The organism is Mesorhizobium sp. M0306 (assembly GCF_040321655.1).
Lineage (GTDB): Bacteria > Pseudomonadota > Alphaproteobacteria > Rhizobiales > Rhizobiaceae > Mesorhizobium.
Genome location: NZ_JAMYRY010000012.1, coordinates 44138 through 70165 on the forward strand (window position 1 = coordinate 44138; position 26028 = coordinate 70165).

Sequence of the window (26028 nt, forward strand, 5' to 3'; positions counted from 1 at the left end):
TGTCGGTTCTAATCCGGGCATCGACAAGTCACAGGAGCGGAAGAAGCTCGAACGCCGAGGCTTTACCCCAAGCCAGATCGACGCCGAGATCAGCCGCTATGCGACGGCGATCAGCCGCATCCTTCATTCTCAAAAGCAATATGGCTCAACACCGGATAGTGCCGCACGACCGAGGGAGCAAGCATATCCGTCCGCGAAGCGGAACGGAGTGGGGGTGTGGGGCCTCAAGCCCCACGTCTTCCTTATGTTGGCGCTAACGCCGCGCGCGCGATGGCAGCAACATGCAGCGACCAGTAACGCTGTCCGGCTTGGTAGGTGCGAGCGTTCAGCGCGGTTGGTATGCTGCGAAGACGTAACCTTGCACCTCGACTAAGGCGATCGGTCCTTTGGGAACAGTGCCGTCGGTATGGAAGATCGCATCGGCACTGTCCTTCCAGCCCTGATTGAAGTGGCCCGTACGCGCAACGATCGCCTTCAAAGCCAAATCGTAGGTGATAGGCTGGTCGCGCAGCCATGGTCCGAACTCGCGATGAGGCACTGACGGCGTCCGGGTGCTCGCGACGTCCTGCCTCAACCGCGCAAGCGCGTCATCATCGCCGGCGAGCGACAGAGCCAAACCGGGAGCGCTTATTCTCCACGGAGCACCGGGCATTGTCTGGTTGTGAAGACGGTGCTTGATCACCAGCCGCCTGAGTGTGTCTTCGCTTACGTTGTAGTCGTGCCTGAACAGATCAATGGCCCTCTGGACCGTGATCGCCTCTGCCCGTGGGACGTAGCGCGGCCGAAGCCGTTCGCCTGTTTCTGGCGCTGTTTTGACAGGGAGCGCATTGGTCATTCGGCCCATCGCGCTTTTCTGCGGCCCGCCGTTTCGCCCGACATCAGGGAACGATATCGCCCCCCATGTATTAGAAACCCACGGACACTATGGAACCCCACGGCCACGGGATGGCGGCCGATCTTTTGACAGCGGAAGTTGCCAATGCCAGGCAGCGCATCCACCGGACCGAGCTCGCGCTTCAACGCACTGAAGAAATGCTGGCCGAAAATCTCGCGCTGTGCAGCAGGATACGACCTGCGGTCGAAGCCGCAGACCGCTTGGTGAAGATCGATCCCCCCAGCTTTGAAGGACGTCGTGCGAGTTGAACTGGGCCGGCGGTTGATTCGTCGCGACCTTCAGGCCACCGGCACCACTCGCGCTCAAGCACGGCGGCAACCAGGTCGACAGACGGCGAGCGCGGCTCATCGTGCGCGGCCTGGTGCTCGGCGAGGAACCTGTCATCGGGCATGCGCTCCACTGCCTCGGCGACATGCGCGAGCGACTGGTCGATCCAAGCGACGGCGGAACGAAATGCGTCAGCTTTGGTCATCCGGGACCGAATAGTCTCATTTGCCGATAGCGATCCCTCGTGAGGCGCCGGAGGTATAGAGGATGCCGGCAAGGGCATGCCCCTGATGAACGCGGCCGCGCAGCTCATTGACGATTGCCATGTATGCGCCGAGCGGATCGCGTCGAAAACCTCGAGCACAGCAGCCATGCCTTGCTACACCAGATCCGGACAGGCCCGCGGCTAGTCCGACACGGCCGATCAAGCTGCTTTCCTCAATCAGGGCATGGTTGCCGCGGCCGCCAGATCTCTACGTCGAACTCGCCATAGAGCGAGTCAACTCGCGTCGGCGTCTCCGCATGATCGACGCACGATGTTTGCACAAATGTAACGGCCGCTACAAGAGTGATGCACGATGGACAGTGGTGGGGCACGCATTGACGAGATGTCAAGCGTTCAGGATTTTCGCTTCCTTGGCGGCGCTGAGAAATGCCACGCGCGCTATCTCCGGTGCGCTGCCGCCACCGAGCACCTTCATGCACGCCATGCGAGCCTGGATGCGGCGCCCGGTTTCTCCAATGGGCCAGCGGTAAAGCAGCATTTCGGCGGCTTCGCGGGTGCTCGAAACACTGACTTTGCCCGAGGACAGCAAAACCGTCACGGGCTCTTCGAACGTGCCGACGTCTCGTTCGCAGGTCATATGCTGGTCTCCTTTCGCAATCTCCCCAAGACCTTACGGGTGAACCATCCGTTCCGTTGCGTCACGTTTGGCCCGGTGGGCGAACATTCTGTGAGGATGGGACCTCGTCCAAAGCGCGGGCTTGATCGCTCAGACTAGACTCGCCAACGCGTTGCGGTCCTTAAATGGCGAGAACCGTCCTTATCGTTACGAGCCCGCTATGCCTTGGTCAGTTGCCGGCGCTGAAATCGGAGACCGAAGTCAATACTCATTTCTGGGGATGTCCCTTTGCAGTTAATTATGAGAATCGGATGTCAATCATTTCAGTTGGTTAGCTGTGCACTTAATTTGAAAACGTGCACTTAATTTGATAATCATACCGGGCCATTCGCATTTAATGTGAGAAGCAGCGTCGGCAACGTAACGGGTCGAATTTCCCGAAGACAGGGTATGAAAATTCAAAGAATTCATGATCTTCACGCTGATGCGATTGCAGTTAAATTGAGAATCCGGGCTGCCCCATTCTCGCAACTAATTGCCAAACCTAACCGAAGCGACCGCATTCTCATCATTAACTGCCAAGCGACACCACGGAACAGGTGAAGATCCACCGCGGCGAAGTTCGAATTGCGCGATGCCGATGACAGCTCAGCGCCTGATTGCGGTCGTTCAGATTGGCGTTGCGGAACCCAACAGCTGACATTCGTAGGCGAGCGCGAAAGTTCAACACGTGCGAATCCAGGCGGCGCGTGCAACATCAACATGGCGCACGCTGGACTAGGATATCGGACCGTTCGCGGACGCGGCATAATTTCCTCAAGCCGCGCCACCAGCCTGTCGATCGAACCCTGAAACTTCGGTCGCGCGCCTCCGCCGTGACGGCTAGGCTAGGCTTAGGCGGACAGCGAGAATGGCCGACATTCGGACTTGCACTCAGCCCGCGACGTCACAGGGTCGACAGGTCCACCACGTCGACGAACACGGTGCGGTCGGCCAGCTCGTCCGGTGCGTCGATGCCGAGGGCGGTGACGTTCTCGGTCATCTCCTCGACCTCTCGGACCACCAAGCGCAGGTCACCCGCTACGCCGGAGGGCACCACTACGGCCAGCGCGTCACCGACGACGCCCGTCGCGGTGCTGCCGGACACGCGGTTCCAGGAGGAGAAGCTCAGGTCGCCCGCGGTCAGCGAGGTCAGGTCGCCCGCGGTGACGCCGGCCGGACCTGTGAGGCGCTCGAGCGACGCGAACACTCGGTTGGGCTGACCCGTAAAGGCGCGGGCCAGCCCGGCGAGGGTCACCGTGAAACCAGCGCCCTCCCGAGCAACGGTGAGGGTGCGGTCGGGGAGCGCCGGCGCTAGGTCGGTTGCCACGACCGAGGACATCCGGAGGTCGAGGTCGGGGCCTACCAGGCTCTGGTCCTGGAACCGAGCGAGCGCCAGCCGCACAAAGGGCGCGTACGACGCAGACGCGACGCCGGGCAGCTCGATGTCGGCGTACCAATGGTCGTTGTGGAAGAACACCGGGTAGACGAGCGCGCGCACCACCGGGCCCCCGGGCGCAATCGGTACGTCGACGGCTTGCTGGGCACCGGTGAACTGCGCTTCGGCCGCGAGCGCGGGCAGCGTGGAGGTCGCGTGGATCGGGTCGCGGTTGCACCAGGTCACCTGGTCGCGCAACTCCGCGGGCAGCGCGGTCTCCTCCCGTGGCCACAGTATCACGGCGACCGCCTCGCCCTCTCCGGTCGTGAACCAGGGACGGGCCAACTCGACCCGAAGCCGGCCACCCCGGCGGCGGCGCGTCACGGTGCCGGCGGCTCGGTCCTCTTCCCAGCGGAACGCGGGGACCACCGAGAGCGGGACCAGGGCCCGTGGTCGGGCCGTGCTGGGCACGGAGACATCCTCCAGGGTCCCCGGCAGCTCAAAGGGGTCGTCCCTGGTGTCCGCGAAGCAGTCGCGGAAGCGGCTGATCGAAGTCAGGCCGAACGCCACCGTCCGGTGCTTGGTGTCGCCAAAGTCGTGGCTTACGGGCGGGAGCGCCGTGCTGCCCCGGGGCAGGTTCAGCTGTGTCACCGACGCCGAAGCAGTCGTCGGCTCGGCCGAGTCGCCCCACTCTCGCCAGGTCGCGCCAACCCGCACAGAGCCGGTGCTCGGCACGTGTATACCCCAGACCGGGTCGTCGGTCGGAAGCAGCCGGGCCACTGTTTCGTCGCGGGCGCGGTCGACCTGCGCCGTACCGTGCGCGGCGCGCAAAGGGAGGCGGACGGCGTGCGAGGCGAGCAGCCGGCGCGGCGGGCTCAGCAGGGGGTGCCGGCCTGTCGACATGGCGGTCTGCGCTGCATTTCCGTCGGCGTTCGACGCTAGGCCCTCGGACAGGAAGCGGTTGAGGGCAAAGTTGTCGATCCAGCCCGTCAGAACCGTAGAGGTCACCTCGACCTCGACCTGGCAGCCGGGTGGCAGCTCTATCTGTACGCGCGGCGACGACGACCCGTTGGGTGACCCGGGGTCGTCCTGGGTCACCCAACGCACCCTGGGCATCGACTGCGCCGGTCCGGCCGTCACCTCGACGACCTTGCTGGCCCGGGTAGGCCAGGCGCCCTCCCACGGTCGCTCGTCGTGCACGTCCTTCGCCAGCAGGCCGGGCTGCGCCAGGATCGCCACTCCAACGCCGAGCGCCGCAGGGTCGGGCAGCTGCGTCACCGGCTGGCCGTTCAGCGATACCTCCCCCGCTTGACCGTTGGCGAACGCCAGCGACGCAAGCGACAAGCCCTGCTCGTCGGTCAGGCGCAGCACGCCGTGCTGCTCGGCGAGGGAAAAGGTCGTCACCGGCGCCACGACGGTGCGGTGGTCGTTGACCGGGTAGGCCGGGTCGTCGGCAAACGGCACCGTCGTGAATGCGTCGCCGTCGGGCTCCGACCGGATCACCAGGCGTTCCAAGGAACCTCCAGGGCCGAGAACCGCAGCGTCGATGCGGAAATTCCCCGGCTGAAACGCGTCCGCGACCATGAGTCCGGGAGGAACGACAACCTGGGGCGGCGGGACTGGCTCGTAGCGCACATAGGCCGTAGTGCTAGCTGCGTCACCTACCGCAGGATCCGTCAGAGCCAGCCCGCCGCCGGCGATGTCGGCCACCCGGGCCCGCAGCTGATAGCTGCGTCCGAACTCCAGCTCCACCAATGAGGTGTCCACCACGCGGTATTGCACCTCGAAGTCGTAAGGCATCTCCAACGCCGAGCGGCGATTGGGGCTGGGCGCCCCGTCCAGACGCTGACGCGGCACTGATAGGCTCCAACCATCCCATCGAGCGACGACCTCGTCGGTGCGCAGGCCCTTCTCGTCGATCACGGCCGCGTGCGCCTTGACGTGGCCCTCCTCGTCAACGACCTTGATCCCTGGCAGGTCTCCGATGCGATAGGTGGCGTTGCGGCGGTGCAAGGAGAACCACGTGTCCGTGTCCTCCACGCGCACGTCGATGCGGTAGCCTAGCACCAGATCTTCGGCGGTAAGCACCTTGTCGGCCAATTCGTCGGCTGACGCGGCCAGGCTCTGCGCGCTGCGCTGGGCGAGCTGCTCCTTACGACCGACGCGCGTGAGCATCAGGCCGGCCGAGCGCAAGGGCGGAAGGCTTGGCCGCCCCCCGTCGGCCGGTGCGCCCTCCGCCCGGCGCGACCGGTCGGTGGCGAGCATCCGTGCAGCCCCACGCAGCTTGCCCACTGCGCCGTCGACGTCGAAGCCGACGATCCGCCATCGCTCCTCGTCGCGCAGGTCAACCACGCCGCGGCCGACATCGCCAGACGCCGTCGGGAGGAACAGATTGCCGTCGAACTCGTACCTCGTCCAACGGGGTACGACGTTCACCGGCGAGCCGTCCCATGTCACCGACACCTCACGCGCGGCCGCCTGCGGGAGACCCTCCAGCTCAAGGTCCACGATCAGGCCCAGGAGCCTCAGCATCTGCGGATGCTCGCGCAGCATCGCGACGGCGCGGTGGAAGTCGGGCGCACCTACGCGGCCTACGGCCGTGTCCCGCTCGGTCTGCGTGGGCCGGGCCACCTCACCATGCCACTTGTCGAGTTCGCGCTCGACCGCCTCGGGACTGCCGATGGCCATTGCGGTGTTGAGGTAGGTCTGCCGCACGGCGGCGGCGTCCTTGGTCGTCTCCAGAACGGCCGGTGGGTGGTAGCCGCGGGGCGAGGCCGTGGCCGGGGTGACACCAATCGTGCCGAAAAACGCCTCCCAGACGTCGGTGCGAGCCACGGAGAGGAGGGTCGCCGTTGGGCTGCTGGCGTCCGCGGTGGTGCTGCCTGTCGCCCTCGTGTGTACGGCGAATCCGTTCGCGGCGGCGTTGATGACCGATGGCCAGTCACCCATGCCCGCTGTCGCGAGGGCCTGGGTAAGACGCGGCGTTATCACGACGCTGAGCACCGCTTTGCCATTGCGTACCCGGCCACCGGGCACGGGGATCAGGGTCAGTGTACTCACGGCAGCGCTCCCTCGTCGAAGGCAGCGCGATATGCGCGCCAGGCGTCGACATCGAGATGGGTCACCGCGCCACCGGTGGCGGCGAAGCCGTGCCCCAGATCGAGTCCCAGCGCCGGATCGAGCGCGAATCGGGGGCCGGGAGGTATGTTGGGCGGCGGCAGCGGCTGGTTCACCTGCCGGTCGTCACCGCCGATCGTCCACTCGCCGCTGTCGATCTCCACACTGTCGCTGAACAGGAACAGATCGATCTCCAGCACAAGTGTGGCCTGGCCCACGAGCGCTTCGCGGTCCGCCTTCCAGGTGAGGGTGACCAGCAGCTCAATCGAAACTGACACCAGACCCAAAACCTCGACCATCCCGCCGAACCTCAGGTAAGCCTCGAGGTCAAATTCCTCGTCCTTGACGACGCGGATGCCGCCCATAGCGTGTACTTCGCCGGAGGCGACGATGAAGTCGATCTCAAGGCTGGCCCCGAACTCTAGGGCGATCTCCAGCTGTTTGAGGCCGGACTTGTCGAGCACGATGTCGACATATCCACCGCCTCCGAGCGCCAGAACACTGACGTTAAATGGGTCCTGCCGGCTAGCAAAGGCCAGCCCGATGCTGACCGGTCGTTCGTCGAACGGTACGTCGACGAAACCGTGGAACGTCAGTCCGGTGAGTTGGAAGCCACCGGTCGTGACGTTGGGCACCGGCAGGTCGAAAGTTGCGGTGACCCCCGTGTCGGAGGCGTGCACGCCGGGAGTCCCGCCGGCAAACTTCACGGAATTCTGCAGGTCCTCAAGCAGCTTGAGGAAGCCGAAGAACTGGGCTCCCTTCAGATCAACGTCAATTGATGGGACGTTGCTGCCCTCCTGTAAGAACTCGAGCCTTTTGAAGCGGACCTCAAGCAGCTTGTCGTCTTCGTCGGCGGTCGGAAAGGCAAGGGCGACGTTGGACACGGTGCAACGAACCCGGTGCTCGGTCGGCGACAGCACGACCTCGATGTCCATGGTGGCGTCGTCGGCTGCCAGGAAGGAGTCCTTGGTCTGCAACGGCACTTGCAGCCACGTCATGGTCACCCTGGGCGGGCGCCCGGGAGTCGGGTCGGCGAGGATCTCCGGCGTGCCAGTGAGCGCGGCGTCTTTGATCAGGTCGATGAGAGAGAAGCCGAGCAGTGATGCAGACTCGTCGAGGAAGCTTGCGGGCCTGAGGTCGCCGCCGGTCACCTGGGCGAGGAACGTCGCCGCGTCCACCGGCCCGCCCGCCCGGGAGACTGCGTTGATTTTCAAGTCCGGGGCCGACAGCCCCCCACTGCGCGACGAATCGCCGGAGAACGGGGCCGTCACGGCATCGACGTCTTTCGGAGCGCGGAAGAGCAGCCTCGGGTCGGGAGCGCCGCTGAGCAGTTCGGTGCTCAACGCCATCCGTAGGACCGGGGTAGCGGCGGCGACCTGACCGGACAGCGTCCCGATCTCGGGCAGGGCCATCTCAAAGCCCCACCGCCGATCGGGAGGGACGTCCTCGTCGGCCTTGGGCGCGATCCCCAGCCGGGGAGCGAAGCCGCCGTCGCGCGACTCGCCGACGATGTGAAGGCGACGTACCTCCGGCCGGTCAGTCGCCTGTCCAAGCCCGGACCCCACCATGTCGATGCGTGTAGGGGCGATTGCCACCTCACCGTCGCCGGCCTTGATGTAGGCGGCTTCCACCCCGTCCAGGATAAACTTATCCTCCAACGAGCGGTACGACGGGTGGAGCAGGCCGTCGGGCCTGCGGATGTCGGCGACGAAGACGACCGGCACGTCCACCTGTACCTGCGACGAGGCAGCGGACAGCAGGATCGGGAAGCGCAGCGGGGTATCGACGCCACCCGGCACCATGAAGACGTCCACGGGCACGTTGGTGAAGAGCTGCAGCGCCCGCAGTTGCTCCTCGATGCGAGCGATTTCGACGAAGAAGTCAACATACTGCGAGGCGGCATGGGCCACCTCGTCCGCGATCCCTCCGCCGCCCAACGCCAGGTCTTCCACCGGCAACTGACCCGCGATGGGACCCATATCGCCGCCGTCGATCGTCTCCCTGAGGTCCCTAGCGGACGATCTAAATCGAGACTGTGTCGCGATGAGCTCGTCGACCCCTGGGACGGGGAACGTCTTCTTTCCCTCGAAGACCGGGTCTGCGCCGAAGTCGACCAGGGTCCGTTGGAACTCCACCCGCTGGAACGGGAAGGCGCGCGAAGGGGGTAGGTCGCGGACGGGTTCGGTAATGATCAGTACCGACCGCTTCCGCAGGTGGGCCACCGAACCCTCAGCGGTCGCCTCTAACTGGCGTTCGCTCGTCTCAACATACATGGCGCGGTTGCCGTAGGGGCAAATTACGCCCTGGGTCGCCGTCCGCACCTTTTGGTCACGACCGAGGGTTGCGACGTGGTCCCACTCGAACGTCGGCCACGTCCCTGCAACGGCCAGTGTGCCGCCTAGCGCGCTGAGGCGCAATCGGTGGATATCCGCCGTTGCCTCCTCTCGCAGAATCCTTGATCGGGACGGTCCCGAGAGACTGGTGCGGAACGGATCGTGGTTGTCGACGGCCAGCGGTCGCAGGGTGAGCCCGGCGGGCTGGCCAGAAACAACACCCGATGCCGAGATACGCGTGTTCCAGAGCCCCACCGCGCCGCCTGGGCCTTGGACCGACGTGGGCGCATGGTCGAGACCAATCGCGACTTCGTCGTCACGGAACGGGGTCATCAGGAACCGGTAGGGCAGCTCAATCTGGGTACCCGTGTCGGTCGCATCGGACGAAGGGACAAGCGCACCGTGCAGCAGTGCCTCCAATACCCCCTCGACTGTGAGAGGTACGCGGGTGCCGGCTTCCAAAGACACCACGACACGGCTCGGACCGGACGCGCTCGCACTCCAGACCGGGACTCCGCCTGTGAACTGCGGGTCAACCGACGGTGTGGCCGGCCCTCTCCCGTCGACCACCTGTTCGGCCACGTGCTGTGGTGGGAGGGTCACGGTGAGCTGCGCACCCCTGCTGGCGACCAGCTCAGTCGGCTCCCCGGGCTCGATCTGGACTGCGTCGTTCCATCGCACGCCCATGAGCACGAGATCATCGGGACGCCGCGCGAGAAGGTTGGGGTCGACGTTCGCAGGCGTGAAGGTCTCCGGTGGGTATGGTGGCTCGGCCAGCTTGAGTAAGTGGGGCGCACTCTCCCAGCCGAAGCGGCCGTCGATCGAGTGCTCGTTCGTTAGGGTCCACAGCTGGTAGGAGAATGAGCCGTCAGCGGTGCGGGACAGCGTGTTCATCTGGCCCCGCGAGGGGCTGCTACTGTCGTCCGGCGAGGTCAGGGCGAGCCAGACTGTAGTCGGCGTACTGCCCCCCTCCATATCTTGGGGGCCCAGCCATCCGAAGGGCGGCTGGTCGTGCAGGTCCCAACCAGACAGCAGGGGTGCACCGGCACCGTTCGTGCTCGCGATCAAAGTTAGCCGGCGCTCCCTCGGGCTGATCAGGGTCAGCTCGCCCGGCTTCGCACCCGGACTTCCTACTCGCACCTCGTCGGTGAACCAGGTTTGGCCGTCGAACCCCCAGTGGATGGGCACCCCGTCGTTGCGGACAGCGAACACGTCTAGCCGACGCTCCCCGCTCCATAGTGCGGTGGGCCGACCCTCGAGCCTCTGGCCGTCGACGGAGCGCGACAGGTGCTCAGACGCCCAGCCGCCGCCGCTCTGGAACCAGTGTCGCAAGCCGTTGTTGTCGGTGTCGACCGAGAACACGTCGATCAGGGCATCGGGCCGGCGAACGGCACAGGGTCGCTCCGAAGGATCGGCAATGTCCTCGGTGAGGACATCCGGCCCCTGCCAGCCCTCGTCCAGTGAGGTCAGGAACCAGCGTCGCATCGGGCCGTCCAAGCTCGGTGCGAACACTTGGAGCGCGCCACCGGACACGAGCACATCAGGGTCGGCCACCGCCAGCCCAGGCAGGACCAGCTCTTGCGGCGCTCCCAAAAGGGCGGGCTCCCCCGCTGCGGGCCACACCCAGTCGACCAGCCGCGACCCGACCCGGCCGATGAGATGGAGACCGCCCGGCCCGAACGTCGCGATCGGGTCGGTGTCGAATTTACCCCCCAGATCCTCGGGACCGAACATCAGGTCCCCATCACTCGGCCAGAAGTGCTCGACGTTGCCGTCGTCACCACGCACGAAGGCGTGCAGCCTCCACTCGTCCCACATAGCGACCGGAGGGTGGACTTGTCCATGCCGCAACTCCCAGACGAAGGGACTGGATCAACCTGTCATCGAGCCGTCGTCATCCCCTGTTGCTGTCGTTTGTCCGACCAGCGAAGCCCCTAAGCCTGGTCGCCTCTCCCATGTTCACCGCAGCCGCGCCGCAGCGAGATCGTCACCTAACCCATGAGACCCCTCCGTTCTTCCGTTCTTCGCCCGCGTGCGTTTCGCGCCCCTCGGACCCTTCCGCTTCATAGCTGCGTCACCGAGATTCCCGATGTTCTAGTGCACTCTCTGCTTCAGGCTCTCAAGCTCCTGACGTAGCCGGTCTTGCTCCCGCTTCAACGATTCCGCATCCTGCTGCCTGCCATTGTCTTCAAAGCACTTGACGAGGAAGCCGATCGCCACGAGCAGAGCCGCCCAGGAGAGCCACATTTTCAGTGCCAAAGCCGGCTCGAGTGGCGGAGCTACGGCCCCGAAGGCAACACTTGGCGTCGAAGCTACCGCGTTTCCCAAAGCGATAGCGACACCGACTTCCTGAATTTCGCAAGCCATATTAGCTCCCTTCCCGAGACAGAGCGGCGTCTCAGTCTACGCGTTGTTGTCGGAAACAATGCCCAGGTCGGCGAGGTAGGCGTCGACATTCCCGTCGGAGGCGTGGCTCACCGCGAGAGTCAGGCCGGGGAGATCGGAGATGTCGATGGAGTCTTCCACACTGGCCTCCGGGCCTTCGAGGACCGACCATGTGTCCTGATCGACGACACCATCGGCGACCAGGCCGAGCGTGGACTGTAAGAGCACGACCGCATCCATGGTCGACTGGCCAAAGGATCCGTCTGCGACATCGGAGAAACAACTGACGGCGGTCAGGTCCTCTTGAAGTCTCGTGACTTCAGGGCCACTGTCACCCAATTGCAGGGTGGGTTGATCAAAAGGCATCGTCAAACCCTTTCCATTGTTTGGCGTCGGTCCCAGAGACTGAGACTGTACGCGATGATCCGTCTCGGACATTAATCTTTGCGTGGTGCTTGACTCCCGTCATCTGCTTCATTCTCTTTCTCAAGGAGATGCGCTCCCTGTCGGTATGCTCAGCCCCAGCCGGGATCAGTCGGGCCCGCTGATGACGACGAAGTTCATGTCGTAGCGGGCATCCCCGGTGAGTATGCCGAACACCCGCTCAACATCCATGTCCTGCGTTAGGTCGATCGTCGCGAGCACGTCGTCTTCGATAACGTCGGCCTCCAGAATCGTGAGTTCCGTGACTCCGGGCGCTATGGGCATCTCGATGCCGACATCGAAGCTGGTCCCCGCCTCGAACTGTCCGATCGGGAAACGATCCGTCCCCAGCACCCCGACGAGGTCATCTGGTCCAATGAAATCATCAGTCGCCAAACAGGTGATAAGGCCCAGTTTCAGTAAAGACGGATGCGGCACGGTCGTATCCCTTGCAAAGCTTAGAAGCGACGAACTCGTATGACCAACCCGGAGTTGTTCCACCTTGGAAGAGGTCAGTGAGCTCGATGAGGCATCTTCTTAAAGTCTCTCCTCGCAATCGATGCACGAACGCACCAACAGCGCCCATGACGCGCCCCCCAGGAGTCCGACCAAACAGACACCGATGAATTCACCCACACCCTTGGTGAGTATCTTAAGCAGCACGCCGGTAGCCGTGCTGGCAACTATACCCACGAGCGCACGGTCAGCTTCGCTGAGACCCCGAAACCATGAAACAAACGCTCGAATGTTGTCGGCACCGAGTTGCCGAAGGTCGTTGATGACTGCATCCACAGTAGTGCCAACGTGTTCCGCGTAACATTCGGCGAACTCTTCAATTGCCATCTTCACCTCCCACGTCAAATATTTTGGCTCGCCGCAAGGACCTCTCGCGTAGTTTGCAGCAACTGTGACAGGCGCTGACCGGCGACCTGGTCGAAGGCTTGAAGAATGCCACGAAGTTCTGGAGCAACGTTGATTTCCGGCTCCCCCAGTATGAAGCAGACGGCAAATTCCTCGCTACCTTCATCAAATCCGTCACGGACAGCGGCGTTCAATTCATCCCACCAGAGCTGGACGTTGTTCAGCGCTCCTTCAATGATCTCAGGATCAGGAACGACGGATGAGTCGACGGCGATTCCTCTTTCATTCATCAATGCAACAAAGTTATCGACAAACGGCATAGTGAACCCCCTATTGCTTAGATGATGCGGCGTACCTGTGGAACCCTTGGCATATACGTCTCCATGCACGTCTGCGAAGTCGCGAATTTCATCTTAAAAGAATGATCAATCACAGCGCCTTTCGATGATCTGCCCAGCAAGATCACGCCTACGCCAAATTTCATGCCATCAATGTCGACTGCGGCATGCCCCCCGATTTCTTACGCGAGGTGCACTGAGGAACAATTTCCCGTTCAACGCCGAGGCGCACAGCAACCCACTAGTAACGAACAAATTCATCGCACAGCTTGGACAATGGCGCATCGGACGTTCGTCCTATATCTTTCACGCTTCGGTTGTAGGGTGTTGAAGGGGTTCTGGGAAACTCAGGCAGGAGGACGCTGATGACACGAGAAGAGACGGTCCTTGCGGCAGTGCAGCGCATCCATGAGGCGTCGCCGGCACCCGAGGACTGGACGTGCGCCGCCATCGATGACCGTTGTCGCCGACACGTGTATGGATCGGCCAATCGAATTCAGGCGACAAAAGCGTATCGTAGGGCTGGACGCTCCCAGACATTCAAGAAACTGGGCGGTGGGTCATGCGTGGCATGATCGACGGGGATTCTGGAGCACCGGCTCGGAGCCATACGGTGTCGCCGCATACCCTTTCGGAGCTTATCGGGTCCATTTACGACTGCGCGCTCGATCCTTCGCACTGGGAGCGGACGCTGGCGGAGATCACACAGGCGATGTCCGGCGAATCCGCCATTCTCTCTCTGAACGATCTTCGACATGATCGCCTCTTGATCGAGAAGAGCGTGGGTTGGGGACAGCTCGGGTTCGAAGAGAGGCAGAAACATATTCCAGAAATACACGCACGGTTGAGCGAATGGCTCGCCAAAGGACCCTCTCTGGACGACCCATTTGTCGCCTCGCGTCAGCTCCAACCCGATTATTTGGAGAAATCGCCTTACGTTCAGCGTTGTCTGAAGCCGCTTGGCATCGTGGACGTCATGCATCAATTCCTAGTGTATACACCTTCGCATTTCTCTGAGCTTGTGATTGGGCGCCATGAGCGGCATGGCCTTATCACAGATAGGGAGGTCGAGATCGTGGCGCTCCTGCTTCCGCATCTCCGTCGCGCGGTCACCGTCAGCAATGTGCTGGACGCCCACGCCATCGGGCGCGTGCGCATGGCCGATGCCCTCGATGCGCTCCGCATCGGCGTGGTGCTAACTAATGGGGAGGGCAGTATTCTGCATGCGAACCGCTCGGCGGAGCGTATGCTGCAAGACGGCACTGCCGTGCAAGGTACGAGCGGCATCCTCAGCGCCAAAGCGCCGGCGGCGTCGCGGGAACTGCGCAGGGCGATCCGCCTTGCGGCCCGGGACGAGGTGATGCTCGGCAAGACGGGCCTTGCCATCCGCCTCACCGGACCGCCGGCTCCGCCCGTCCTCGCCCATGTAATGCCGATGAACGGCAGCGAACTGCGTACGAGGTTGCAGCCCGAGGCGGTGGCCGCCGTATTCATCGGTCCGTCCATGACCGCAGCCTTCGACATGACGCCCGTCGAGACGAAGGAGTATCTGCGCCGCCGGTTTGGGCTAACGAACGCAGAAGCCGACGTCGCCCTGGAGGTTGTCAAGGGCGACGGACGCGCCGCGGCTGGAGCCCGGCTTGGTATCACGGCCACGACGGTCAGGGCACATCTGAGCCACATCTTCGAAAAGACCGGCGTGCGCCGCCAGGCCGAACTTGTCCGGCTCCTGATGCAGGCCGAGTGCGAGTTGACCGGCGCTGCTGGTGAAGCTTAAGTTTAGGGCTGATCCCTCGCTCCAGACGTTCTCGTGAGACCGGAAGGTCAGGGGTAGGGTCTTGAGGGCCGGTTGCGCTCAACGTCCGCTTTTAGGAAGAGATAGCGGCCCCGGAAGGTCTCGAAAGGACACGACGTTCCCTTGACCTCCCATCGGGGATGGTCCGAAAAGGAGGGTCAACTCCCGTCGTTTGGAAAACCGCCGCGAACGCTCCCGGTCATCGTCCAAAGGGCATCCTAAACTTAAGGAAAAAGGCGAAACCTTTGTGAGATCGGGCGCTCCATGCCCAAACACTCCCTGATCCGCTCTACCGTCGCCACCTTTCCTGCCGAGATCATCGCGCATGCTGTGTGGCCCTATTTCCGCTTTCCGCTCAGTCTGCGCATGGTCGAGGAGATGCTGGCTGTCCGCGGCATCATCGTTTCCCACCAGACCGTGCGGGCATGGGCGGAGAAATTCGGTCGCCATTTCGCCAATCAGATCAAGCGAAGATCGGCCGGCCGCCTTGGCGACAAATGGCACCTCGACGAAATGGTCGTCACCATTGCCGGCAATAAGCAGTGGCTATGGCGGGCCGTCGACCAGAACGGCTTCGTGCTGGACGTTCTGGTGCAAAGCCGCAGGAATGCCAAGGCTGCAAAGCGGCTGATGCGCAAACTGCTGAAAAAGCAGGGTCATGCACCGCGCGTGATGATCACCGACAAGCTCGGCTCCTACGCTGTGGCTGGTCGAGAGATCATGCCGCAGGTCGAACATCGCCGGCACAAGGGATTGAACAACCGAGCGGAGAACTCGCACCAGCCGATGCGACGACGAAATAGAGCGCTTCAAGTCATCAGGCCGACTTCAGCGGTTCGTTTCCATCCACATCCGTTTGCCAACCTGTTTCGCTTTCCCCGCCACGCTCTTTCATCCGCCGACCATCGTGAACTGCGCAGCGCTGCCATGGAAACTTGGCGCGAAATCGCTCACGTCACTGCTGCATGAAACTTGGATGAGGACGCCACCACTGTACCTTGCAAGCGATAACTTTACGGTGCCGTCGTCCGGTAGCAATGTTGCCGCGATGAGCTGCTGGACGCGGCCCGTCTTCAACAGGAACTGCGTGAAGGCGCCCCTACCTGGCAAGGCGCCTTCGAGGTCGCTGTCGAACGGTGCGAGGAAACCGATGTCGCTGAGCCGCCTCGGCTGATTCGCCCGGCAAGACGGATCCCCCGCGAATTCGTATGAGCCCCCCAAGCCGCTGGAGAAGATCAATCCCCTCGTGGAATTGTCGCGCGGGTCCGGGAGCGAACCATCGATGCGTATGGTTGAAGCCATATTGGATCTCCATTGGTAACTCGGACGAGGTCAAAGTCGGCCGCGCATCACGCCATCAGCGTCTGGATTGCCTAGAACTTGATTCCCAACGCGTTCTCGACGGCGGCTGCGGGATTGACTAGGCCAAACGACAAGGGGTCGCCGTCCGAAAAGCTGCCTGATCCCCAGTAAAGCCCTACGACCTGGTTGTTGAAATCCACGACGACCGAACCGGAATCGCCGTGATCGCCAAACACGATCGATTGCGGGAAATCGGCATGTATCTGGATCTGATTGATGAAGGTCCGCCTGGTCGTGAGCGTTCCATCGGAAGCGGTAACGGCTGGCATATTGGGGAAATCGAGTGAGAAGCTCCCTTCAATTCCGCTGATCCAGCCAAATGTCAGGCCTGTGGTCCGGCCACGCTTGCGAACTTGCATTGCTACCTTGGGAGGGACCATGCCGGATACCGCGCCGATCTCGAGAACTTCCAGCTGGGACGCCTCTGTGAGCGTGCAGATGGCCGCATCGACAAACCCTTCCTCCGAGGTTTCAGGGAAGGACCAGTCGCGAAGCGTTCCAATCTGCGTGCCGGCCAGGATGCCAAGCGGGCCCGGCTCCGGCTGCACCATTGGATCGCCCGACGCCCGATTGCTGTCGACGCACATGACATGGAAGTTGCTCAGCCCATAGCGGATGTTGGGAGTAAGGGTGTCTGTCACGATGGCGCCTAAGGTGCCGGCATGGACTGTAGCGTCGGCCGTGAAGAATCTGGAGGACGCCATAGACGAGCCGCCCACGACCGGCCGGTGTGGCGACTTGTCGGGTAGTCCTGTCGTCTTGAAGACCCGTTGGATCACCACTGCCGGAAACGGAAAGAACTGGATTGCCGCAAGGATCTCGGGCGCGATGAAATTCGCGTCCGCGACAAAAATACGCAGCACCAGGTCCTCGGGATCGGGGTGCTCCTCGTCGCGGACGCCGAAATCCATGCCGGTGATAAGCCCGGCCGCAAAAAGTGGTCGCTCCAGCTCATTCTTAGCCGCGATCACTTCGGGGGGTATTTCCATGCTCGCCTCCATTAGCCGTCCAGGCTGTCGATTTCGTTCATTCCCAACATGTTAGCGTCACGTGACCGTCGAGGCCCCGGGAAGCATCCTCTCGATCTACCGCCGGACCCCCGGGACATTGTCGGCTTTTGCTGCAGTTACGACACGCGCTACGCTCGAGCTACGCCCGCTCGTCAACCAGCGTCATGGCACGGGCTCGCTTTCCTCCATCACGTCGAACCTTATCGTCCTCGCCGGCGGATTTCGCAGCACCCGGCGCTGACGCTGGACCCAGAGAACCGGCCGACCGGTCATGTCGCGCGCCAGCTGCCAACGGCGCTCGAGCTCAAGTCCGCCGCGCGCCATGGCCGCTGCGGAAATCCTGTGTATCTGTGGGGCCGCGGCGGTTCCGGCCTTAAGCACCTGCGCCTCCGGGTGCGGTGTTGGTCGCGGAACCTGGAGCGAGTAGTCGGCCAGTCCCCATTGCGTGAAGGCCGGCTCGCTCTCGGCTTTCCAGTCGAGAATATAGGGATGCCAGCGGGATTCGACGCCGGCCGCCGGAACATAGGTGTATTGCCTCTTTCCCGACAAGTTGCTCACTGGCACGGCCGCGGGGTACTGCGGATGCCCGTCATCCGGTTCACCGCCAACCCGGTTGACCTCGCGCGTGTCGACGATGCGCTCGAGCGCCCAGAGCACATTGCTGTGCTCGTCGACGCCGAACTGGACACGCTCTACGGGAGCGCTTTCGAGCGGCGATTCGGCGACCGGCCACAGCACCAGCGACTCGTCTTTGAGCCCATCGCATTTGAAGATCGAGAAATCGCCAGGCGCATGAAGGCCCGGGTATTTGATGTTGGCGTTGTCGAGGTCTTCGCTCGAATACGTCTTGCCGAACGAATCGGTAACCGAGAGAGAGCGGATGGTGACGATGTGGCCGGCCTTTGCGGCCACCGGAAACAGGAACCAGTCGTCGCCGTGCGAGTAAACCAGATCGACCAGAAGCATGGTCGCAAAATGGGCCGTGTCGGGCGGGTATCCGCCTATATCGACATTGGCGTCCTCGATTTCCCAGAAGCGGCTGTGCGGCGCCCCGGGATATTCCAGCGGCATGGGGATTGTCGCGCGCATCGCCGTGGCCGCCGCCGGTTCCGCCAACGGGCTCTCGGTCGCGGCGTCGGCCGAGTACCAGTCCATCGGACCGCCATGGTGGTCGATCACCGCCAGCGGCCGCTCCGCCGTGTCGAATTGGGTGTTATAGTTGAGCCGGAAGGAATCCCAAGCCTGGGGACTGTCGGCCGGTGGCGCGTCGCCGCCAAAAGCCGCTTCAGCTATGCCGAGCCGTTCACGGCCAAGCCAGATCGCGCGACCATCGAGCCGGCCGGCAAAGGCGTCATAAGGTGGCGGCGGGTCGAGAAACCGCACGCCCTTAGCCTCGGCCGTGGCTGGGTTCGCTGCGAAGCGCTCGCCGACGCGCACTCGGCGGCCTATCGTCCACCAATCGTCCAGCTCGGATTCGACAAGGGCCTCCGCCGGCACGACGGTCGGATCGAACGCCGGATCGCCAGCCAGCGGGGCGATCGGCGTTCTCGTCACCGTGCAGTCAATCCGAACCGGTGACGAAGCATTTTCGCCCTGGTGTTCGCCCATCTGCCATTGGCGGGCGAGCAGCCACAGTGGGTCGTGGACGCGGGCCGCAAATCCGTTCTGCAGATCGCGGTCGCCGGGCCGGGATTCAAGCCGATGATACCTGTCGATGCGAAGAACCATGTCGGGTTACCGCCAGTATTGGGTGCCATTGTCGAGACGTACGCGCAGCGGGCTCGCCCCATCGAACCACATGCTCGGCGCGACCGGGTGCCCGACCACATCTTCGGGGCGGGCCGCTCGGGCGCGCAGCAACTCCCGCGTTTCCATCAGGATATCCAGCGTCCCGGCCGCATCGAGCCGCCTGTCGGATCGAGGCGGCACCGCGAGCAGGATCGCCTGCGGCGGCCGCGCGGCGGGTGCGTTGAAACCAAAAGCGGCGTAGGTGCTGCGTTCAGCCATTGGCACAGCTTCTGTGAACTGGTCGATCAGCGCGACAGCGACATTTGAGCCCTGCCAGGCTTCGCTTGACCCGAAGGCAGCCACGAACCGCTTCAGGTCAAGTTTGGTCACGTCGCCCGCCTGGCGTTTGGCAGCGTTGCCAGCAACGACAGGCTTCCGCCAAGGGTCGTCGGGCGCGTTCGACCACGCCTCCAGCGGCTGCATGCGACCAAGAACGCGCGCCTCAAGCTGGATCGCCTCCAGCCGCGCAAGCGACGGCCGCACGGCGGCCGTCACCGCAAGCCATTCGTCTTCAAGCCTGGCATCGACGGCACCCACATCGAGCGCGGCAGCGTCGCGCAGTGCTTGGGTCGACCATTTCGCGGTCACCGCCAGCCTGCCGCCGGGCGCCACGACGTCTCCGATCGCACGAGCGAGCTTGACCGGTGAGAGCTTGCGCGTTTCAGGATCAGCGATGTCGGGCGCGTGGGAAAGCCTGCCGTTGAGAGTGTCTTTGGCGCTGGTGACCAGCCCGGCCAGAACGTCGGGCGTTGGAACTAGATCCCCGAAGAGTATTGCAGCCACAATGTTGCGGGGCGTGCTGCCGGCAGGCCCGACAATACCCCATGCGAGCGCCCGGCGAAGCCACGCGATGCGCTGGGCATCGGTGAGGCCAGCCGCCTCGGTCTCCGCGATGAATGCAGCAAGCGCATTGCAAAGCGCCTCGTATCGATCTGCCAGCTCCGTGCGCATCGTCTGTTCGAATGGCTGCAGGACATCGTTGGGAACCTCCTGCTGCAGCGCGACGTCCGAGATGGATGCCGGACTGGCGCCCAGCGTTCCGCCAAGCTGCCGGATCAGCCTGTGCGCCGGTGGGGCGGTAATCCTGGCGTCGGGCTGATGTGCCTTGCTACGCACGATCTCGGCCATGAAATCTTCGGATATGAAGACCGTTTCGAGTGGGGTGAGACCGAGGTCGGCAAGCGCGACCGTTTCCGTTTGCTCGACCCCGTTTTCTTCCCGGGTCGCCGTCCACGACCACTGGGCGGGGTCGCCGAAACGGCTGCCGAGCAAGCCGGCGAGCGAGGCGTCCGCAAGCTCGAGTGGCGAACCGCCGGCATCCGGTATGCGATGGGGAAAGACTGCCAACACGCTGGTGCCGAGACGATAGCCAGAGGGCGGCGTATGCACGAACTCAAACGCTGGCGGCCGGCCGAAACCCGCCGCTGCGTCCATTGCATCCGCGGCGAGGTCGGCATGGCCAGTCACGACCTGATGAACGCCTTCGGCAACCAGCAGATCGCTGTAGGCTTCCAGTGCGGACTTGAGATTTCGCAGCTGCTCCAGTTGCCTCCCGTGTTCGGCAGCATCGTCGCTGAGAACGCCGGCGATCGCTCCGGCGAGCAGCCCATCAAGAGCATCGATCCCGTGGCAACTATCGCGGGTGTCGGGCTTTTCGGGACGCAGCGGCTTGGCTTGGCGCAGGGTCCTGACGCGGTCGGGCCGGCCGACAACCCCCTCGACGCGGCGGCCGACCACTTCAAAGATGTGGAAACCCATCCGCACCTCGTCGGCCATCTCGACGGCGAGACGAACGCTGATGGAGGAGAGGTCCATCTTCCATATGTTGCGGCCGTCGGCGGTCAGCTCGTCATTCGACGACAGGTACTTGTCGCGCAGGATGATGCTGGTCAGCGCTTGCGCGTGCGAAGGCGCATGCAGGCGGCCCGCCCGTGTGGGACCCGGCTTGCCGAGGAAGGGGCCATCGACCCAGCCATAGGCGCCGAGACGGTGGCGGTCGCGGCCGCCGGTAGCATGCTGCCGCAGCCGCCGCCACGCGATCGCGGTCGCAAAGGAATCGATTCGATGGCCGGCCGAATCCAGCGTGGCCCGCAGTACGCGCTCCAGCTCCGCATGTCGCTCGGGCGGGAGTTTGAGTTGGTTGACGGGCTCTCCGGATTCCGGATTGAGCGGATCGCGGTCCTTCACCAAGTGCTGATCGAGCTCGGAGACGAGGCGGAAGACGTCTTCCCGATGAAGCTGCATAAGCTTGCGGATCAAATCCTCGCCCAATCCCGCCTGCTCGGAATCGGAGAAGCTGGTCTGAAGGGCCTCGATCGGTGTGAGTACTTCAGGATCGTCCCAGATCAGCGGATTTTGCAACGGGCCGTTTATGTGGTGGACCGACTGCATATACCAGGCCTTAGCCAAGAGAACCGACTGGATCACCAGACGCACCAGCAGGCTCTGCGGAACGATTCCCCCCAACGTTCGACCGTAGAATACGGAGGCGAACTGGTCGGCTTCGATCTGGTAGAGGTCCTTCACCATGTCCGTCAGCGTGAGCTGCGGCGGCAAAAGCCGCCTTGAACCAAGTAGCGGCAGCCGAAGCTGTGCAAGGTGCCCTGCCGCGAGATAGGGGCGCGACGCCCGGTGCTGCAGCACCTCGCTGGCGGGCTCCCAGAATTTCTCCGCCATTTGCATGAAATCGGCGTGCGGCACGGGTGGGTAAGCGTGGGCGAGCTGCTCGGCGGCGACGAACGATCGGTACGAATAGCGGGCGCTAACGCCCGGCCGGGCAAGATGTCCGAGCAGGCCTCTGGTATCGGCTCCGACGATGGTGCCGCGGCGCGTCGCAGCATCCGCCCAGGCGGGTACCAGCGTCGACAGCCCCTTGATGATCTTCTCTTCGATGCGTTCGAAGTCGCCCCCGTCGGAGGCTTGCCAGTTGCGCAGCGAGGTTACCGGCAAGACGCCGTATGGTTGCGCGCCGATGCGGAGCGGCAGCAATGGGCCTTCTACGTGCAACACCTCGAGCGCCCAGCGCCAGAGGACAAGCGCCTCGTTGCCGCCGTTCCAGACATCGCGGAAATAGTGCCCCCAAAGCACCGGCCACAGCGTCCTCAGCAGCAGTGTGCTGTCCTCCACATCATGAGATGATCCGGCCAGATAGGGCAAGGCGCCGCTGTCCCCGCAAAGCGCCTCGGCAAGCTCCCGCACGCCTGCGCCGGTTTCGCCGGCGAGGCGCCTGCCTGCGATGACCCGCCAGGACTCGCTGTCGAGCGCAAGATCGGCGGCGGGCGTGCCCTGGATAGTGTTCGTTGGCGCGCCGAGGCGGACCAACGCCATCTGTCCGGCATCGACATGGGCGCGGAAATGCTCGGCTGGCGCCTCATCGCCGATCCCATAGACATAGAGGGCGGCGATCGTCTCCGGTGTCACGCCCGGCGGCAGCGTGAATTCGCCACCCATGCCGACGGCCTGGGCTCGCGGCCAGGAAATGAGCCAGCTATCGAACGCGTCGTCGCCGGCGGGAACCTTGAATTCATCAACGGGCAGATTTGGCTGCAACACCCCAATGTCCATCGCCTGCTGGTTGTTGTCGACCACCGTCACGACGAGTTCGCGCGGCAGCCCGCCGACCCGCTCTGGTAGCGGCCGCCCTATCCGATCTTGCGGGATGGCGGCGACAAAGGCGCCGTCCTGAAGCGCGGCAGGGAAGGTCGTCACTAGCCACGCCGCCCGCGGCGGCGTGAGGCGACTTGACAATTGCTCCCACGCGACGACGCCCTCGGGGTGCAGCAGCCATTCGACCGGGTCGGTACCCGGAGCAGCCCCCATCACCTTCGACCGCCCCCAGAACTCGGCTAGGAATTCAGCCTCCATCGGCGTCACGCTGGTCTGGTCGCGGCGGATCGAGGCCTCGTCTGGAACGACGCGCAGCAAGACTGTCCAGCCGCCCTGCCGCTCCTCGAAAAGCGTCTCCAGGCGCAAGGGCAGCATGACGCCGATGTCCCGGAAGGGCGACCCGCGGGGCTCGGGCTGGCGCAGCCAGTGACCGAGGGCGAAGCCAACAAGCTGGTCGACGGAGTTCGCATCGGCCCCGGCGGTGGCGATCTCGTCGAGGAAGCCGGGCCGTGGCGCCGGACCGCCACGCGGCAGCGCCTCGATCGCCGCCGCCACGTCGCCTGTCAGCAAGGGCGGCTGCCCAGTCGCGACAATCGCCGGATCGGCCTCGACCAGGGGCAGCAGACCGGCCGTTGTCTCCCACAAAAAATCCCTGGCAAGCGCCGCGCCGTGTTCGTCGCTCACGTCGAAACGATCCTGCGTGAGTTGGGTCCGCTCGCCATCGAGATCCGCGTGCAGCGCCTGAGCTCCTGCCAGGCGGCCCTGGAGCACCAGACCCTGCGCCAGGTCGGCTTCTGCTGCGATGTCCAACTGCAGGTCTGCGATTTGCTGGTCGAGTGCGTCGATCGCGTGCCCGACCACGCCGAGGCGCCGATCCCGGTGCTCAAAGGTCATCATCCGTTTTGCGCCTGTCGTTCGAGTTCGGCTCCGCTGATCGCAACGCGCGTGGGCTTGTCGATGGTTCGTTCGGCGAATTTGGCACTGTTGGGCCACGCCAGTCCCTGGTCGTTGCGGAAGCGCAGTTCCGACGGCGGCTCGTCGAGCACCAGCCAGAACTGGTCGAGCGTCTGTGGGTCCACGTCGAAGGCGAAGAAGACGAGGTCAGGCTCCATCTGGCCGAAGAAGATCGGACCAAAGTAGCGGCGCTGATTGCGGTCCGCAGGCGCATCGGCGAAGTTGGGCGGAGCCTGGAGCAGCGTGTCGGGATCATCGCCCGGCAGCGGGCGAACGAGATAGACCAGTGTCGACGGATAGCGGCGGAACAGCGCGGTACGAAATGCGATGACGAGGTCCTGCTTGCCGGTGGTGTCACCGGGTTTGATCGCCTGGTGCGAAAGGTCGCCGACATCGTCTGCGCCGGGTTCGCCGAACGGCTTGGATGGCCAGTCGACGACCGGCCGTATGTCGGCCTCGCGCTTGGCGGTCTCGTGGTTGATGTAGCCCCAGAACATCCGTAGTGGCGTGCTGACGCGAGGTGCAGGGAGATTGCGCCAGCGCATTTCGCTCAGGAATTGCGTGTTGATGCCGACCATGAAGGCATCGACGAAGGTCGGGTTCGTCTGCAGCGAAACTATCGAATTGGGCGGAATGGCCCCGGCGCCCGGCAGCAGCCATTCGCGCTCGTGTCGGTTCACCAGCGTCCAGGTCGGATAGTCGAGCCCGATCGGCGCTTCGGGCGGCGCCAGCGTGGCGAGATCTAATCCGATGATTGTGGCTTTTACGCGCACCCAGGCGGGCGGCATTGCCTGTGTCGGGTCGATCGCGCCGCCAACGATCGCGGCTAGGTCGCCGAGCTTTGCGGGGCGCCGCCCGTCCGGCTCTTCGGGCCGCGGCAAGGCGGCTCCCAGTCCGCCTTCCTGCGACTCCCCGCGCAAATTGCCGGCAAGGCAAGACTCGATCGCCGCCAGCATCGTCTCGCGATCGAAGAACCGTGTTGGCCGTCCCGATCGATCAAGGAATGGCTGGAATTGGCTGAAGAAGTGTTCGATTAACTCGCCGCACTGAAGACCGAAGGCGTCGTTTACCACTGCCACGAAATCGCGGATCCGCTCGTCGTCGACAGGCTGGCCGGCGAACTTCTGCAATATCTCTTCAAGCCGCTCGTCGAATGGAGGCAGCCCGAGCGCGTCCTCTAAGGGCTGCTCGCCTAGCGCCCTGGCGACCGCATCGACGTGGGGCAACCCGGGCGGAGCTTTCTCGGCCCTCTCCGGCGCCTCGTTAGCTGCTGCCAGGAAGGCGGCGCGGTCGATGCGGCCGTTGGAAAAGCGCGAGCGCGCCGTGCCGTTGCGCAACAGGCGCTGCGCCGCGCTCGAGAATATCGCACTGTCGAGCGTCCTGGTTTTGGACGTGACGTAGCCGAGCAGGGTTCCTTGACCGTCGGTCAACATCCGGCCCATCGCGGGGCCGAAAAGCCTGAGCTCCAGTTCCGCCACGTCCGGCAGCCGGCGTCTCCACAATCTCCTGGCGGCATCCAGGCCGAATGCGAGATGGCCGACGCGCTGCGCGGCATCCTGCAATGCGCCCGCTTGCTTGACGGCCGCGTCCATCAGCGATTCCTGCTCGACGACGCCCATCCACAGCCCGAGCCCGGCAACGCCGCGGTGACGCGGATCGTCGTTCATCGACTTTGTCCATTGAGTCGTTGATGTGTCCTCTTTCCATAGGCCGCCATAGTTCGGCAGTTGCATGATGTCGCGTAGCGGCGGGGGCGGTACGATCTCGGGCGGTTCCACGTCCGCCAGCTCGTCGTTCAGGCGGTCAAGATCGTCGCGAGCTGCCTTGACTTGGACGGGTTCGCTCGGATGGTTCTTGAGCGAGGTGATGGCGCCGCCCAGCGTCAGCTTTGCGTCGACATTGGTGACAGGCCGACGATAGCGAAGGTCGGCTATCCCCAGGCCGCCTGATGGCCGCAGCTGCAGCGCGGTTGCGAGCGTCTCGAAATCCCCTTCTTCCGCCGCCTGAAAGCGCCAGCTGAAAAAGGCCGGCAACGCCTCGAAATTGCGCTGGGCGCCCTGCCACATCGCAGCGCCGGTGGCGGTGAACGTCGGAACGATGACGGCGACGTGGTCGCGCAACGGTACCAGCCGGCGCGGCGAGAGAAGCCGCGAGAAAGTGACGGCGCCTTCGGTCTGAACGTGTGCCCAGAGATGGGATTTCGCCAGATCGTGATCCTCCAGCACCTTGTTTTCGAGGCGGGTGACGAATCCGCCCTCCGCGCCGAGCTCGTCAGTCGTGCCGACTAGCAGCACCATCCAAGGCTTGAGGCCGATCGATCCCGCGGCCGACGGGTTCGGCGTGTAGCGCCACGGCAGGTCGGCTTCATGGAAATCGACATGGACGAACTTGGTCGTCTCGGCGTCGGGCGTAGATGGCTTCGGCGCCAGATGCCTGATCGCAACAGCAGACCTCAGGCCGCCGACATCGCTTGCCGCCGGAAACAGGACGGGCACTTGGCCTTGCAACGCTGGCTGGCTATCGCCAAGATCGTCCAGCGTCAGGGTCAGCGATCTCCCGAGGCGGCCGCCCGCCTCCTGTGCTTCGGACAGGATTTTCGAGCGCTGCCAGGCAAGGAATTTCATCGTCGCCATGG

The 26028-nt window shown here is 63.9% G+C and carries 15 protein-coding genes and 1 pseudogene; 3 read left to right on the plus strand and 13 right to left on the minus strand.

Going from position 1 to position 26028, the window contains the following annotated elements; genetic code table 11:
• Positions 1–325: 325 nt before the first annotated feature.
• Entirely contained in the window at positions 326–835 is a 510-nt protein-coding gene (locus NKI95_RS18145; RefSeq protein WP_352718774.1) for a hypothetical protein, read from the minus strand.
• A gap of 110 nt (positions 836–945) precedes the next feature.
• Here NKI95_RS18145 and NKI95_RS18150 point away from each other — a divergent pair, with 110 nt between their 5' ends.
• Positions 946–1143 carry a hypothetical protein gene (locus tag NKI95_RS18150; protein ID WP_352718610.1) on the plus strand — a complete coding sequence of 66 codons (198 nt, stop codon included), beginning with the start codon at positions 946–948 and terminating at the stop codon, positions 1141–1143.
• A 630-nt stretch (positions 1144–1773) separates the two neighbouring features.
• Here NKI95_RS18150 and NKI95_RS18155 read toward each other — a convergent pair.
• The 8 genes from NKI95_RS18155 to NKI95_RS18190 all read right to left on the minus strand — a co-directional run bounded on the left by NKI95_RS18155 (position 1774) and on the right by NKI95_RS18190 (position 12860).
• On the minus strand, positions 1774–2025 hold the full coding sequence (locus NKI95_RS18155; protein WP_352531233.1) for a DUF982 domain-containing protein: 252 nt from the start codon (positions 2023–2025) through the stop codon (positions 1774–1776).
• 925 nt (positions 2026–2950) lie between these two features.
• Positions 2951–6481, minus strand: coding sequence for a hypothetical protein (locus NKI95_RS18160; protein ID WP_352718613.1), 3531 nt, complete (start codon positions 6479–6481; stop codon positions 2951–2953).
• On the minus strand, positions 6478–10659 hold the full coding sequence (locus NKI95_RS18165; RefSeq protein WP_352718616.1) for a hypothetical protein: 4182 nt from the start codon (positions 10657–10659) through the stop codon (positions 6478–6480). Before NKI95_RS18165 ends, NKI95_RS18160 begins: the two co-directional genes overlap by 4 nt.
• Before the next feature lie 306 nt (positions 10660–10965).
• Positions 10966–11238, minus strand: a complete 273-nt coding sequence (locus NKI95_RS18170; RefSeq protein ID WP_352718618.1) for a hypothetical protein — start codon at positions 11236–11238, stop codon at positions 10966–10968.
• A gap of 36 nt (positions 11239–11274) precedes the next feature.
• Positions 11275–11622: a peptidoglycan-binding domain-containing protein gene (locus NKI95_RS18175; RefSeq protein WP_352718759.1), complete on the minus strand. Its 348-nt coding sequence runs from the start codon at positions 11620–11622 to the stop codon at positions 11275–11277.
• Between the two features lie 165 nt (positions 11623–11787).
• Positions 11788–12117: a hypothetical protein gene (locus NKI95_RS18180; RefSeq protein ID WP_352718620.1), complete on the minus strand. Its 330-nt coding sequence runs from the start codon at positions 12115–12117 to the stop codon at positions 11788–11790.
• Positions 12118–12216: 99 nt separating this feature from the next.
• Positions 12217–12522, minus strand: coding sequence for a hypothetical protein (locus tag NKI95_RS18185; RefSeq protein ID WP_352718622.1), 306 nt, complete (start codon positions 12520–12522; stop codon positions 12217–12219).
• Positions 12523–12536: 14 nt separating this feature from the next.
• Positions 12537–12860, minus strand: coding sequence for a hypothetical protein (locus NKI95_RS18190; RefSeq protein ID WP_352718624.1), 324 nt, complete (start codon positions 12858–12860; stop codon positions 12537–12539).
• A 580-nt stretch (positions 12861–13440) separates the two neighbouring features.
• On the opposite strand from NKI95_RS18190, the gene NKI95_RS18195 reads away from it, so the two are divergent.
• Both NKI95_RS18195 and NKI95_RS18200 read left to right on the plus strand, forming a co-directional pair.
• Positions 13441–14655 carry a helix-turn-helix transcriptional regulator gene (locus NKI95_RS18195; RefSeq protein ID WP_352718627.1) on the plus strand — a complete coding sequence of 405 codons (1215 nt, stop codon included), beginning with the start codon at positions 13441–13443 and terminating at the stop codon, positions 14653–14655.
• Positions 14656–14976: 321 nt separating this feature from the next.
• Positions 14977–15642, plus strand: a pseudogene (locus NKI95_RS18200) (IS6 family transposase); the annotation flags it as partial.
• Between the two features lie 404 nt (positions 15643–16046).
• Here NKI95_RS18200 and NKI95_RS18205 read toward each other — a convergent pair.
• The 4 genes from NKI95_RS18205 to NKI95_RS18220 all read right to left on the minus strand — a co-directional run bounded on the left by NKI95_RS18205 (position 16047) and on the right by NKI95_RS18220 (position 26026).
• Positions 16047–17024: a chymotrypsin family serine protease gene (locus NKI95_RS18205; protein WP_352718629.1), complete on the minus strand. Its 978-nt coding sequence runs from the start codon at positions 17022–17024 to the stop codon at positions 16047–16049.
• Between the two features lie 183 nt (positions 17025–17207).
• Entirely contained in the window at positions 17208–18773 is a 1566-nt protein-coding gene (locus tag NKI95_RS18210; protein WP_352718632.1) for a hypothetical protein, read from the minus strand.
• 6 nt (positions 18774–18779) lie between these two features.
• Entirely contained in the window at positions 18780–23336 is a 4557-nt protein-coding gene (locus tag NKI95_RS18215) for a hypothetical protein (protein ID WP_352718634.1), read from the minus strand.
• Positions 23333–26026 (minus strand): hypothetical protein, encoded by a 2694-nt coding sequence (locus tag NKI95_RS18220; RefSeq protein ID WP_352718637.1) that lies wholly within the window; start codon positions 26024–26026, stop codon positions 23333–23335. The genes NKI95_RS18215 and NKI95_RS18220 overlap by 4 nt, the downstream gene beginning before the upstream one ends.
• Positions 26027–26028: the final 2 nt, after the last annotated feature.

Coding starts and splice junctions, on each gene's coding strand:
- NKI95_RS18145 (WP_352718774.1), bottom strand. CDS start 835: ATGACCAATGCGCTCCCTGTCAAAACAGCGCCAGAAACAGGCGAACGG.
- NKI95_RS18150 (WP_352718610.1), top strand. CDS start 946: ATGGCGGCCGATCTTTTGACAGCGGAAGTTGCCAATGCCAGGCAGCGC.
- NKI95_RS18155 (WP_352531233.1), bottom strand. CDS start 2,025: ATGACCTGCGAACGAGACGTCGGCACGTTCGAAGAGCCCGTGACGGTT.
- NKI95_RS18170 (WP_352718618.1), bottom strand. CDS start 11,238: ATGGCTTGCGAAATTCAGGAAGTCGGTGTCGCTATCGCTTTGGGAAAC.
- NKI95_RS18175 (WP_352718759.1), bottom strand. CDS start 11,622: ATGCCTTTTGATCAACCCACCCTGCAATTGGGTGACAGTGGCCCTGAA.
- NKI95_RS18185 (WP_352718622.1), bottom strand. CDS start 12,522: ATGGCAATTGAAGAGTTCGCCGAATGTTACGCGGAACACGTTGGCACT.
- NKI95_RS18190 (WP_352718624.1), bottom strand. CDS start 12,860: ATGCCGTTTGTCGATAACTTTGTTGCATTGATGAATGAAAGAGGAATC.
- NKI95_RS18195 (WP_352718627.1), top strand. CDS start 13,441: ATGCGTGGCATGATCGACGGGGATTCTGGAGCACCGGCTCGGAGCCAT.
- NKI95_RS18205 (WP_352718629.1), bottom strand. CDS start 17,024: ATGGAAATACCCCCCGAAGTGATCGCGGCTAAGAATGAGCTGGAGCGA.
- NKI95_RS18210 (WP_352718632.1), bottom strand. CDS start 18,773: ATGGTTCTTCGCATCGACAGGTATCATCGGCTTGAATCCCGGCCCGGC.
- NKI95_RS18215 (WP_352718634.1), bottom strand. CDS start 23,336: ATGATGACCTTTGAGCACCGGGATCGGCGCCTCGGCGTGGTCGGGCAC.
- NKI95_RS18220 (WP_352718637.1), bottom strand. CDS start 26,026: ATGGCGACGATGAAATTCCTTGCCTGGCAGCGCTCGAAAATCCTGTCC.